The 12,351-nt window shown below is 70.1% G+C and carries 9 protein-coding genes; 3 read left to right on the top strand and 6 right to left on the bottom strand.

The features are described 5' to 3' along the window. The first annotated feature begins 260 nt into the window (after positions 1-260). Positions 261-1,310: a septation protein SepH gene (gene sepH / locus ACZ62B_RS18225; RefSeq protein WP_344556664.1), complete on the top strand. Its 1,050-nt coding sequence runs from the start codon at positions 261-263 to the stop codon at positions 1,308-1,310. 230 nt (positions 1,311-1,540) lie between these two features. Here sepH and ACZ62B_RS18220 read toward each other — a convergent pair whose 3' ends face one another. Further along, complete coding sequence (locus ACZ62B_RS18220) at positions 1,541-2,392, bottom strand: sulfurtransferase (protein WP_344566955.1); 852 nt, start codon at positions 2,390-2,392, stop codon at positions 1,541-1,543. 182 nt (positions 2,393-2,574) lie between these two features. Here ACZ62B_RS18220 and ACZ62B_RS18215 point away from each other — a divergent pair, with 182 nt between their 5' ends. Further along, entirely contained in the window at positions 2,575-3,378 is an 804-nt protein-coding gene (locus ACZ62B_RS18215) for a VOC family protein (protein WP_344566957.1), read from the top strand. A 44-nt stretch (positions 3,379-3,422) separates the two neighbouring features. Here the strand turns inward: ACZ62B_RS18215 and ACZ62B_RS18210 are convergent, their stop codons facing one another. After that, the gene (locus tag ACZ62B_RS18210) at positions 3,423-4,013 is read right to left on the bottom strand and encodes a L,D-transpeptidase family protein (protein WP_469691080.1); all 591 of its coding nucleotides are present in this window, start codon (positions 4,011-4,013) and stop codon (positions 3,423-3,425) included. Positions 4,014-4,261: 248 nt separating this feature from the next. Between ACZ62B_RS18210 and ACZ62B_RS18205 the strand changes: the two genes are divergently transcribed. Further along, a complete protein-coding gene (locus ACZ62B_RS18205) occupies positions 4,262-5,236 on the top strand; it encodes an RICIN domain-containing protein (RefSeq protein ID WP_469691078.1) in 975 nt (324 codons plus the stop codon). 97 nt (positions 5,237-5,333) lie between these two features. On the opposite strand, the gene ACZ62B_RS18200 is transcribed toward ACZ62B_RS18205, so the two are convergent. The 4 genes from ACZ62B_RS18200 to ACZ62B_RS18185 all read right to left on the bottom strand — a co-directional run bounded on the left by ACZ62B_RS18200 (position 5,334) and on the right by ACZ62B_RS18185 (position 12,342). Further along, positions 5,334-6,173 carry a hypothetical protein gene (locus tag ACZ62B_RS18200; protein WP_468886712.1) on the bottom strand — a complete coding sequence of 280 codons (840 nt, stop codon included), beginning with the start codon at positions 6,171-6,173 and terminating at the stop codon, positions 5,334-5,336. A 75-nt stretch (positions 6,174-6,248) separates the two neighbouring features. Continuing rightward, the gene (locus tag ACZ62B_RS18195) at positions 6,249-9,524 is read right to left on the bottom strand and encodes a type I restriction endonuclease subunit R (RefSeq protein WP_344566971.1); all 3,276 of its coding nucleotides are present in this window, start codon (positions 9,522-9,524) and stop codon (positions 6,249-6,251) included. Next, positions 9,521-10,726, bottom strand: a complete 1,206-nt coding sequence (locus ACZ62B_RS18190; RefSeq protein ID WP_344566973.1) for a restriction endonuclease subunit S — start codon at positions 10,724-10,726, stop codon at positions 9,521-9,523. Before ACZ62B_RS18190 ends, ACZ62B_RS18195 begins: the two co-directional genes overlap by 4 nt. Continuing rightward, entirely contained in the window at positions 10,723-12,342 is a 1,620-nt protein-coding gene (locus ACZ62B_RS18185) for a class I SAM-dependent DNA methyltransferase (protein ID WP_468723154.1), read from the bottom strand. Before ACZ62B_RS18185 ends, ACZ62B_RS18190 begins: the two co-directional genes overlap by 4 nt. Between the last annotated feature and the right edge of the window lie 9 nt (positions 12,343-12,351).

Genomic DNA, 12,351 nt, shown 5'->3' with positions numbered 1-12,351 from the left:
TGCCAGCCTTGGGCCCGGTCGCCCGTCAGGGTGCCCGGAACCGCGAAGGACCGCCGGGAGGGGGCTAGTTGCACAGGGTGACGCAGTTGGTCACTTAGCGTTGCGAATAGGTAACCGTGCCATAACGGCGATCCAGGGCCCGCGCCCGACACGCCGGGCAAATAGGCAAGGTTGTGGCAGGCTGCACCCGGGCAGGCCACACTCGACTAGCGGAAGCAGCGACGCACGTGACGTCGGCAGGCACCACCCGGGAGGTCCCCATGCCCGAACTGCGTGTCGTGGCCGTCTCGAATGACGGCACACGGCTGGTGCTGAAGGCTGCGGACAGCACGGAGTACACCCTTCCGATCGACGAACGGCTCCGGGCCGCCGTGCGCGGCGACCGTCCCCGCCTCGGCCAGATCGAGATCGAGGTGGAGAGCCATCTCCGCCCCCGCGACATCCAGGCGCGCATAAGAGCGGGCGCGACCGCGGAAGAGGTCGCGCAGATGGCCGGCATCCCCGTGGACCGCGTACGCCGCTTCGAGGGCCCCGTCCTCGCCGAGCGCGCGTTCATGGCCGAGCGCGCCCGCAAGACCCCCGTCCGCCGCCCCGGTGAGAACTCCGGTCCCCCGCTGGGCGAGGCGGTACAGGAGCGGCTGCTGCTGCGCGGCGCCGAGAAGGACACCGTCCAGTGGGACTCCTGGCGCCGCGACGACGGCACCTGGGAGGTGCTGCTGGTCTACCGGGTCGCGGGCGAGCCGCACTCGGCGAGCTGGACGTACGACCCGCCCCGGCGGCTCGTCCAGGCCGTCGACGACGAGGCGCGCTCGCTGATCGGCGAGTCCGACGACCTCGCCGCGCCCGAGCCCAGCTTCCCCTTCGTGCCGCGCATCGCCCGGCTGCCGCGGGACCGCCCGCTCGACCGTCCCGGCGACCGCGAGCGCCCGAGCCTGCCCGCGCAGGCGTCCGAGCCCGACGAGGAGTCCCTGACGGCCACGGCCTCGGGCGAACGGGACTCGCTGACCAGCCTGCTGGAGGCGGTCCCGAGCTTCCGGGGCGACCTGGTCGTGCCGGAGCGCGCGCCCGAGACCCCTGTCGAGGAGCCGGACCCCGAGCCCGAGGCGGAGGAGCCGCCGGCCCCCGCGGCCTCGGCCGGGGCCGCGTACGCGGACGTCCTCATGCCGCGTTCCGTCAGCAGCCACCGGGACCGGCTCATCGGCTCGACCGACCGTCAGGCCGAGGCGGACGGCGTCCGTCCGGGGCGCCGCGCGGCGGTGCCGAGCTGGGACGAGATCGTGTTCGGGACGCGGCGGAAGAAGCAGGAGTAGCTCGTTCGGGCGGTCCGTGTCCGCGGCCGGTTGACGGCACGGACACCGTTGGCCGCCCCCAGCGGCAAGACGCCGATGGGGGCGGGTCTCCCGGCGGAACGACCCGCCGTCGGCGGGTCGTTCCGCCGGGAGACCCGCCCCCATCACAGCCCGCCCCCCTCACAGCCCGGGGCCGAAGACCCGCGTCGTCCGGACTCCGGACTCCGACTCCGGTCCATTGCTCTACCGCTCTACTGCGGGTCCGGACCCACCGCGACCGGCCGCTCCGGGTCGGACGACCACTCCGACCAGGAACCGACGTACAGCGCCGCCGGGATGCCCGCGACCGCCAGCGCCAGCACCTCGTGCGCGCCGGAGACACCCGAGCCGCAGTACACGCCGACCGGTGCCCCCTGGGACACGCCCAGTTCCTCGAAGCGGGCGCCCAGTTCCCCGGCGGGCAGGAAACGGCCGTCGGCGCCGACGTTCTCCGTCGTGGGCGCCGAGACCGCGCCGGGAATGTGCCCGCCCACCCGGTCGATCGGCTCCACCTCACCGCGGTACCGCTCCCCCGCGCGGGCGTCCAGCAGCACCCCCGAACGCGCCAGCGCCGCCGCGCCGTCGGCGTCGAGCAGCCCGTCCGCCCCCGGCACCGGCACGAAGTCCCCCTCGGCCGGCTGCGGCACCGACGTCTCCAACGGCCCCTCCCAGGAGGGCAACCCGCCGTCGAGGACTCGCACGTCCGGGTGACCCGTCCAGCGCAGCAGCCACCACGCGCGGGCGGCGCCCCAGCCCAGGCCCCCGTCGTACACGACCACCGGCGTCCCGGACGACACGCCCGCCCGCCGCATCGCGGCGCCGAACACCGCGAGGTCCGGCAGCGGATGGCGGCCGTGCCCGCCCGGAGCGGAAGCCAGTTCCCGGTCCAGGTCGACGAAGACGGCGCCGGGGATGTGCCCGGCCCCGTACGCGGCCCGTCCGTCGAACGGCGGCTCACCGGCCGCCGTGGCCAAGCTGAGCTGCCAGCGGACGTCGAGCAGCACCGGCGGGTTGGCGCCCGCGAGCGCGCCCGCGAGGTCGGATGCGGAGATGATGGCGTTCATGGCCACCATCCTCGCGCACGGGGTGGCCGAGCCGCCCGCGTCCGGCTACTCTGCTCGGCCGGACAGGACCGGTCACGAGGCGTACCGGATCGGGCACGTACTGTGTCGACAGCGGCGCGGGAACGATCCGCCGGGACCCGAGAGGACAACGGCCGGCACACGCGGCCGAGAAGAGAGTGACGATGACCGACGCACGGGGGAACGCCCGCCCGAACGGCGGGGCGCCCGCTCGGCACACACCCGGCACACCCTGCTGGGTGAGCCTGACGGTGCACGGCCTGGAGGCGACCGAGGAGTTCTACGGGGCGCTGTTCGGCTGGGAGTTCCACCCCGGCCCCCAGCAGCTCGGCCCGTATGTGCGGGCCCTGCTCGACGGCCGTGAGGTGGCCGGCATGGGGGTGCTGCCGCCGGACCGTGAGCTGCCGGTCGCCTGGACGCCGTACTTCGCCTCGGACGACGTGGACCTGACGGCGGACGTGGTGCGGTCGTGCGGCGGCACCGTCGGGGTGGGCCCGCTGGACGCCGCCGACGCCGGCCGGCTGGCGATCGGCTCCGACCCCGGCGGTGCCGTCTTCGGCGTCTGGCAGGCGGCCGCGAGCCCGGGCACCGCCGTCTCCGGGGTGCCCGGCACCCCCGCCTGGAACGAACTGACGACCTTCGAGTCGGCCCGTACCGCCAAGTTCTACGAGACCGTGTTCGGCTACGACGAGGAGCCGGCGCTCCCCGCCGACCCCGACCATGTCACCCTGCGCCTGAACGGCCGCCCGGTGGCCGGCGTCCGCGGCGTGGGCAGGGCCCCTCTCCGGGACCGGGGCCCGCACTGGACGACGTACTTCACCGTCGCCGGCGCCGACGACGCGGTGGAGCGGGTCCTCCGCCTGGGCGGCCGGCTCCTCACCCCGCCCCACGACGGCCCCCACGGCCGCGTCGCCACGGTGACGGACCCGGAGGGGGCACGGTTCGCGGTGGTGGAGAGCCCGCGCTGACGCGCGGACTCCCGCCTGCCACCGGTGGGGGGCTCCCGCGCGGCCTACTTGACGACGTACAGCGTCTTCGGCCAGCCGTAGCGCCCGGCCTTGGCGAAGAGGTCCTTGATGTCGGACGGCTTCAGCTTGACGCAGCCGTTGGAGTAGTAGTCGCGCGTGCCGTCCCAGCGCTCGGACTCGATGGTGCCCTGCTTGCCGTTCGGCTTCATCTCGCTGTGCACGAACAGCTCGGTGCGCTTGGTGCCCTTGGCGCACTTCTTGTCGGACAGCTTGATGACGTGGCCGTTGATGATGCCGTCGAAGTTCGTACGGTGGAACTCGATCTTGTACTTGCCGTTCTTCGTGTTGGTCCCGGGGAGCCATCCCTTGTTGGTGGCGCACTCGTTCTGGCTGCCGTTGCCGGAGCCGGCGCGGTACTTGGCGACGACCTCGTCCTTGGCGCCGGCCACGCTCTTCATCAGGTAGAGCTTGGAGTTGATCGGGTCGGACGTGTTCTTCTTGAAGTACAGGTAGTAACCGCCGCCCGCCGCACGGGCGTCCGGGGCGGCCGCGGTCGTGGTGGCGACCAGGCCGCCGACGAGAGCGGTGACGACGGCGAGCGGGGCGATACGGGTGCGCAGACCGCGCGTGGGCATGGGGACGGCTCCTTCTGCAGTGGGGGGGCGGTGACCGCGCCGCGTCCGGTCCACCCCCGTGGGTCCGGAACGCGGCGGCAGCACCGGAGTCTTGACGGAAGGATCTTGTCCGGCAACGGTTTGCGGTGTCCGGGACAGACGGAGCCTGTCCGGCCTGGTCAACGGCGTGCGCGGACGGTGCGGCCGGGCTGTCCGACAACCGCCGGACACCGGTTGCCCGCTGTGGCGGGTGTGGCGAGAATGACCGCATGATGGTCTCGGGGGGCGTGGACCCCGCAGAGGCGCGGACGGCGCGCGAGTACGTCTCCCTGCTGCGGAAGCTCAAGGAGCACAGCGGTCTGACCTTCCGTCAACTGGAGCAGCGGGCCGCGGAACGCGGCGAGGTACTGGCCCGCAGCACCCTGGCGGACGCCCTGCGGCGGGACGCGCTGCCACGCGCGGAGGTGGTCGCGGCGCTGGTCCGGGCGTGCGGTGCCGGGGAGGACGTACCGGAGTGGCTCACGGCCAGGGAGCGGCTCGCGGCCGGGGAGGACCCTGTGACCGACGGTACGGATCAGGAGTCGAAACCCCTGGACGGACCGGCGGATCAGGAGCCGGAGCCCCCGGCCGGGCCACCGGAGCCGTCGGACCCCCGCCGCGGCAGGACCGCCATGACCGCCGCGCTGGCCTCACTCGGCACGGTCGTCCTGCTCGCCGTCGGCGCGGTGGTGCTGCTGCCGCAGGACGAAGGGAACGAGAACACGAAGTCGACCGCCACCCCCACGACTTCGAGCTACTCGCGCATCCGCCCGGCGCGCGCACCCGAGTTGTGCCTGACCGACGGGGACGTCCGCGTGAACGGCGAGTCCAAACTCCTCGCGGTGCAGCGGCCCTGCACGGAGGCCGTTCCTCCGCGCGTGTACCTCCAGCGGGCGGATGACGGCCGCTACCAGATCCAGTTCCGCCACCCGGAGCACGGCACCGGCTGCCTCACCGTCCTGGGCGACGGCGCGTTCCGGAACACGCTCGAACCCTGGGAGGACTGCCGGGCGGGCGGCGACTCCCAGTGGTTCCGCCTCGAACGGGCGGACGGTGCCGACCGGTGGCGGCTGCGCTCGGCGCGGGACGACGGGCTGTGCGTGGGCGTCCGCGGGGGTGCAAAGGAGGCGGGCGCGGCGGTGATGGCGGAGCGCTGCGCGGAACACGACGGTGACGACCAGGTGTTCCTGATCGCGCGGGAGTGACGAGGACCCGGTTGCCCCCGGACGGCGCGTCTGAGGCCGGGCCGCAGCTGACGCATCCGGGCTCACGAGGAACCCGGATGCGTCAGCCGAGGGCTCTCTACCCGGATGCGGCGTCGTCCCCGTCGGACTGTTCGACGTAGTCCGTGGCGGAGGGCTCGTGGTCTCGCACGACCTCGACGTCCTCGACCCGCAGGGCGGGTTTCGTCATGTCCAGTCCGGAGAGGTGGTTCTTCAACTTCTTCGCCATGGGGCGGAAGGTCGCGAACGTGAGCCCGCCGGAAACGACGGCGCCGACGACGGGAACTGCCTTGGAGACGGCCCTTGCGAAGGTCTGCTTCGTCATCTCCTTACCCAGGTGACCCGCGACCTTCTTCACGAGGGGATAGACGAAGCCCTTCGTGAGTGCCTTCTGGGGAAGCTTCTTGGCGACCTGCTTCGACATCGCCTCCGCGACCTTCCCGACAGCGGTGTTCGCCGAATGGGCGCCGAACATCACGCCGACGAAGAGTGTGAGCACTCCCTCGGTCGCGTCGTCCATGTCGTCGCCGTCTCCGGAGAACAGGTCGGGCCAGCTGTAGAGGTAGGCGAGCTTCTGCGCGATGCGCAGCATGTGGCCCATGTACTGCGCCAAGTCGGCGGGAACCGTGGCGGGAAGGAAAATCAGGCCAGGCAGTCCGGCAGCCGCGGAAGCCGCGCTGACCTTGGCGGTCTCGTACTTGATGGAGTCGTTGGCAGCCTTCTCCAGAATGTCGAGGGGGATACCCGCCGCCGCCGGCGTCTCATCGATCGCTTCTTTGATCTGTTCTTCGGAGCAGTGGCGGGACAGCGCCTTCCGAAGGTACGTCTCCCTGTCGATACGCACGCCCGGAAGTTTCGCCGCAGCGACCAGCACTGTGGAGAAATGCGACCCCGGGTCTTCCATCTCTTTACCCGCCATGAAATAAACCTGACCTTCCGGGAGGAACTACCTCCCCGTATGTCTCCAGAGTTTCGGTGAGTCGGTGAGGACAGCTCAGCTGTCGGTCTCTCCGTTGGTGGACCACTCGTTGGCGAAGTGCTCCATCTGGCGGAGGACCAGGTCGATGGCCTCCTTCTGCTGGTCCGGCGGGTAGTTGTTGCGGGCCAGGAGGCGCTTGATGGTGCTGCGCAGGCGGGCGCGGACGGACTCGCGGGCGATCCAGTCGGGCTTGAGCCGGCGGCGGACCTCGGCGACCAGTTCGCGGGCGATGCCCGCCAGGACCTCGTCGCCCATCAGGGAGCGGGCCGTGCCGTGGTCGGCGACGGCGTCGTAGAAGGCGAGCTCCCGCCAGTTCAGGGGCGGGTCGAACTTCTCGCCCCGGTTGGCGTCGGCCATGACGTCCTTGGCCATCTCGACCAGCTTGGCGATGAGTTCGGCGCTGGTGTACTGCTGGCGCATGTAGCGCACCATCAGGTCCTGGAGGCGCTCGGAGAACGTCGTCTGCCGGACGATGTTGTGCCGGGTGACCTCGCGCATCTTCCGCTCGACGAGCCGTCGCAGCGCCTCGGCCGCCAGGTGCGGGGTGTCGCTCTGCTGGAGCTGGGCGACGAGTGCGTCGGTGAGGTGGGTGAGGTCGGCGGTCTCCAGGCCGGCCTCGGCGAACAGGTCCGTCACTCCGCCCGTCTCCACGACGGACGACGTCAGCTGGGAGAGGTACAGCTCGACGTCGCGGGCCACGGGGAGGCCGCGTGCCTCGCGCTCCATGGCGTCCAGCTTGGCCATGTAGGCGCGGACCTCGACGAAGAACTGGATGTGCCGCTTCCAGGCCGGCGTGTCCGCGAACCGGTCCCCCACCTCCTTCGAGCTGCCCGCCAGCGCCCAGAAGCGCTCCAGCCGGTAGGCGTGGTCGCGGAAGCGGCGGCCCGGGGTCTGGCGCGGGTCGTCGAGCAGGTCGGGGTCGTTGCCCTTGGTGCGGGGGTCGCGCAGGTGGTTCGCGGTCTTCAGGGCCGCGTCGACGAAGGCACGGGGGCCGGGGCGGTCGAGCAGGGGTTCCCACTCGAAGCCGCGGAGGATGCCGGTGAGGATGTCGTACTCGTTGCGCAGTTCGTCCAGCGCGCGCTCGACGTCCTGGCCGAGGGTGCGGTCGCGCCGGTCGGCCTCGGTGTACTCGGCGATGGCCCGCTGGAGGTTCTCCGTCAGCGGGGCGTAGCCGACGAGGAGGCCGTCCTCCTTGCCGCGGAAACGGCGGTTGACGCGGGCCAGGGCCTGCATCAGGTTGGCGCCCTTGAGCGGCCGGTCCAGGTACATGGTGTGGATCGGCGGAGCGTCGAAGCCGGTCAGCAGCATGTTGTTGACGATGAGCAGTTCCAGCTCGTCGTCGGGGTCCTTGGCCCGGTTGATGACGGCCTTGCGGCGGCTGTCGGTCAGCGCGTGGGCGAGCAGTCCGTCCGAGTCCTTGCGGGAGTTCGAGGAGAAGACGATCTTCATGACGCCCTTGTCGAACTCGTCGCTGTGCCACTCTTCCCGCAGCTCGCGCAGCGCGTCGTAGACGCGTACGCAGATCTCGCGGGTCGCGCACACCACCATCGCCTTGCCGGGCGCCCCGCCCGACCCGGAGGCGCCGACGAACGGCTCCATCCGCTCCCGGCGGGCCTCCCAGTGCTCCACCAGGTCGGCCGCGAGGTCGCGTATGCGGGCCGGCGCGCCGTACATGGCGTTCATCGTCGCCACGGCCTTCTCGACGAGACGGCGCTCGGTGTCGTCGAGGCCCTCGGTGATCCGGTCGGCCTCCGCGTCGATGGTGGTCGGGTCGACGTCGCGGTCCAGGACGAGCTGGATCACGCGACTCTCGTGGTAGACCTTCACGGTCGCGCCGTCGTCGGCGGCCCGCTTGAGGTCGTAGACGTCGATGTAGTCGCCGAACACCTCGCGGGTGTCGCGGTCGGCCTCCGAGATCGGCGTGCCGGTGAAGGCGAGCAGCGTGGCGTGCGGGAGCGCGTCGCGCAGGTGGCGGGCGAAGCCCTTGAGGTCGTCGTAGTGGCTGCGGTGCGCCTCGTCGACGATCACGACGACGTTCCGGCGGTCGGAGAGCATCGGGTGGTCGGTGCCCGCCTCCCGCTCCTCCTTGGTCTTGCCGAACTTCTGGAGCGTGGTGAAGAGGATCCCTCCCGTCCTCTTCGCCGCGAGCTCCTCCCGGAGTTCGGCGCGGGTGACGACCTGCTTCGGTGACTCCGGGAGGATCTCGCTCTCCTGGAACGTCGAGCAGAGCTGGTCGTCGAGGTCCGTGCGGTCGGTGACGACCACGACGGTGGGGTTCAGCAGGGCCGGGTCCCGCATCACCAGGGCCGTGGTGAGGACCATCTCCTCCGACTTGCCGGACCCCTGGGTGTGCCAGACGACGCCGGCCTTGCCGTCGCTCGCCGAGGCCGTGCGGACGGCGTCGGCGGCGCGGGTGACCGCGTGGTACTGGTGCGGCTTCGCGATGCGCTTCATCCGCTTCGACGGGACGAAGTTGATGAAGGACTGGATCAGTTCGAGGAAGCGGGACCGGGTGAACAGGCCGTGCAGCGCCAGGTTCTGCCCCGACTCCGAGAAGCCGTCGGCGGTCAGCGGGTCGACGCGGGCGCCGAACTCGTCCGTGTTCCACGGGGCGAAGTGCTCGTACGGGGTGAACGGGGTGCCGTACTTGGCGGTGATGCCGTCGGAGAGCAGGACGACGGTGTTGTGGCGGAAGGCGGTCGGGAACTCCTGGACGTACCGGGCCACCTGGGCGTGGGCCGTCTGGAGCGTCGCGTCCTCGTCGCCGGCGCGCTTCAGCTCGATGGCGGCGAGGGGCAGGCCGTTGACGTACAGGATGACGTCGAAGCGGCGGTTCCTGTCGCCGTCGATCACCGTGACCTGGTTGAGGGCGCGGTAGGTATTCGCGTCCGGGTCGGCCAGGTCGAGGAGGCGGATGGTGGGGTTGTGCTCGGCGCCGAAGGAGTCGGTGTAGGTGACCGAGCGTATGCCGGTGGTGAGGTGGCGGTGGGCGGCCCGGTTCTCCTCGTAGGTGTCCTGGGAGCCGGGGGTGGCGGCGGTCGCCACGGCCTCGCGGACGGCGTCCGGGGGCAGGTTCGGGTTCAGGCGCTCGATCGCCTCTCGGAGGTCCGGGTAGAGGATCAGGTCGTCCCAGGACTTCCGGTGATCGGAACCGGGCGCGAACGCGTTGCCGGAGGCCGGCTGCCAGGCCAGCTCGGCCAGTTCGTCGAGGGCGAGGATCTCCCAGTCGGCCTCGGTGGGACGGCGGTGGGTTCTGTCGCAGGGCTCGTTCGCGTCGTGGTGCGTCGTCACGTGGCGTCCTCGACGATCTTCTCGGCGTCCTTGACCCGGAGGCGGCCGGACACGAGCTGAGGGAGGAGGGTGTCGCGGAGCGTGCCGAGAACACGGTTCTCCACCAGTCTCTCCGCAGTCAGCTTCACGAGCGGCGATGTCCTGGCCGACCATTCGGCGAGGCGTTCGGGACGGGGCACGGCGCACTCGAGTTCCATGATGATGCGCTTGTTGATGTGCTGCTGGGCCCCGCCCGAGGCGTGCTTCGTCAAATCGGCGACGCGCGCCCTGATTTCATGGAACAGCCAGTCATTGAGCGCGGTGTCGTCGGACCAGACACCGGCAACGTTCTGACTTCCGCCGGCAGGGATCTCGAGTCGGGAGATCTTTCCCATCGTGGCACCTGTGATACCGATCAGAGTCGCTCCGGGCGGCATCATCTTCACAGAGCTTGCGGCCAGGGCTTCTTCGGTGATCGTCTCGCTGGGCTCGATGACACGGAACTCGTTGGCCTTTCCGGAATTGATCCAGTTGACGGTCCCACCGGTCCAGTACTCGGGCTTCGACCTGCTGGGCGTCCCACCCACCACGATCTGGGCGATCTTTCCGATGCGTACACGCTTTTCGACCGAATCGATCAGCGCCCTCTGATGAAAAGCACGACTCAAAGCGTCCGCCGTGGTGGCGATGCCCTCATTGACGGCGATCTTGTCGTCCAGCGCGCCGAGAACGGAGCAGATCGCCTTCTGCTCGTGGAGCGGCGGCAACGGGATCTCGACCGATCTCAGTTCACTCAGGCTCAAGTTGGCCTGAACGGACTGCACGACCCGCGAGTGCGCCCGCTGGATCCGCCGCTCATCGCGAAGGCAGTAGAGAGCGAAACGCGGTTCCACCACCCGGCGGTCGGGCCTGATGACCGCCACGGCCTGGTTCGTGTTACCGGGCACGAGGGGCGAGGTCACCTGCGCCACCCGCCCGATGGTGCCTGCGATGGTGAACAGGATGTCGTCGACCTGGAGGGCGGAACGACTCAGTTGACCGTGGGTCTCCTCATCGATGTACGCCGTCTTGCGCGGGTCGATGAAACCATTGCCCTTGATCGACTCGACCTTGACGAAGGGAATTCCCGACAGCTTGAAACCGCGACCGACGCTGGTGGGAGTCGTCCCCTTGGTGACCACGAGTGACACCTGACCGATGGTCGCGCTCTTCCACACCGTCATGCGATTTCCCCCATTGCGTCACGAACTCTTCTCTCCAGCTCCGCGGACTTCCCGAAGAGTTCGTACAGCTCGTCCGTCAGTGCGGCGATTCGCTCCGCCACCGCGTCGGCGTCCTCTTCCGCCGTCTCGACGGCCCCCACGTACCGCCCCGGTGTCAGCGCGTAGCCCTGTTCACGGACCGTCCCGAGGTCGGCCGAGAAGCAGAAGCCCGGCTCATCCGCGTACGTGAGACCTTCCGCACGTGCCGAGGCCGTGCCCCGCCAGGCGTGGTAGGTGCCGGCGATCTTCGCGAGGTCGGCGTCCGTCAGGATGCGCTCGGTCTTGTCGACCATCTCGCCCGTGTCTCGCGCGTCGATGAAGAGGATGTTCCCCCGCCGGTCCTCCAGGCGCTTCGCGCCCTGCGGGGACTTGTCCTTGGACAGGAACCACAGGCAGGCCGGAATGGGGGTGGTGCGGAACAGCTGGGGCGGCAGCGCCACCATGCACGCCACCAGGTCGGCCTCGATCAGGGCCTGTCTGATCTCGCCCTCCCCGCTGGACTGAGAGCTCATCGACCCGTTGGCCAATACGATGCCGGCCGTGCCCTTCTCCCCCAGCTTGGAAATCATGTGCTGAAGCCAGGCGTAGTTGGCGTTGTTCTTCGGAGGGACCCCGTACTTCCAGCGCGGATCGGTCTCGTCCCTCGCCCAGTCCTTGATGTTGAAAGGCGGGTTGGCCATCACGAAGTCGGCCTTGAGATCCGGGTGCTTGTCGTCGGCGAAGGTGTCGCCCCAGCGGGAGGCGAGGTTGCCGTCGATGCCGTGGATGGCGAGGTTCATCTTGGCCAGGCGCCAGGTGCGCTCGTTGAGCTCCTGGCCGTAGACGGAGATGTCGGCCTTGTGACCGCGCCCCCGATGCGCCTCGATGAACTTGGCGGCCTGTACGAACATGCCGCCCGACCCGCACGCCGGGTCGTACACACGCCCCTCGTACGGCTCCAGGATCTCCACGATGAGCCGGACGACCGAGCTGGGCGTGTAGAACTCCCCGCCCCGTTTGCCCTCCGCCCGCGCGAAGTTGCCCAGGAAGTACTCGTACACCTCGCCCAGCAGATCCTGCGCCGGCCGCCCCCCGCTGCCGCCGAACCGTGCGTCACTGATGAGATCGACGAGTTCGCCCAGGCGCTTCTGGTCGACGCGGTCCTGGTTGAAGATCTTGGGGAGGACGCCGGTGAGGGGGGCGTTCTCCCGCATGATGGCGTCCATCGCCTCGTCGAGGAGCTTGCCCACGCCCTGGGCCTTGGCGTGGGTGGCGATCCAGGACCAGCGGGCGGTCTCCGGGACCCAGAAGACGTGCGCGCCGGTGTACTCGTCGCGGTCTTCCAGGAAGTCGTCGAGGCGGTCCTCGGCGATGCCCTCCTCCATGAGCTCCTTGGCCAGCTCGGTACGGCGCTCGTCGAAGGCGTCCGAGACGTACTTCAGGAAGATCAGGCCGAGGACGAACTCCTTGTACTGGGCGGCGTCGATGGAGCCGCGGAGCTTGTCGGCCGCCTTCCAGAGGATGTCCTGGATCTCCTTGGCGGTGGAGGCGCTGAACAGCTCCGCCTGATCGGCGGGCTTCTTCGTGCGGGGAGGCATCGGGTGGAC

The organism is Streptomyces sp. NPDC053426 (assembly GCF_055585405.1).
The sequence above is the reverse complement of the archived record's forward strand: the minus strand, read 5'-3'. Positions and strand labels throughout refer to the sequence as shown.

Coding starts and splice junctions, on each gene's coding strand:
- sepH (WP_344556664.1), top strand. CDS start 261: ATGCCCGAACTGCGTGTCGTGGCCGTCTCGAATGACGGCACACGGCTG.
- ACZ62B_RS18220 (WP_344566955.1), bottom strand. CDS start 2,392: ATGAACGCCATCATCTCCGCATCCGACCTCGCGGGCGCGCTCGCGGGC.
- ACZ62B_RS18215 (WP_344566957.1), top strand. CDS start 2,575: ATGACCGACGCACGGGGGAACGCCCGCCCGAACGGCGGGGCGCCCGCT.
- ACZ62B_RS18210 (WP_469691080.1), bottom strand. CDS start 4,013: ATGCCCACGCGCGGTCTGCGCACCCGTATCGCCCCGCTCGCCGTCGTC.
- ACZ62B_RS18205 (WP_469691078.1), top strand. CDS start 4,262: ATGATGGTCTCGGGGGGCGTGGACCCCGCAGAGGCGCGGACGGCGCGC.
- ACZ62B_RS18200 (WP_468886712.1), bottom strand. CDS start 6,173: ATGGCGGGTAAAGAGATGGAAGACCCGGGGTCGCATTTCTCCACAGTG.
- ACZ62B_RS18190 (WP_344566973.1), bottom strand. CDS start 10,726: ATGACGGTGTGGAAGAGCGCGACCATCGGTCAGGTGTCACTCGTGGTC.
- ACZ62B_RS18185 (WP_468723154.1), bottom strand. CDS start 12,342: ATGCCTCCCCGCACGAAGAAGCCCGCCGATCAGGCGGAGCTGTTCAGC.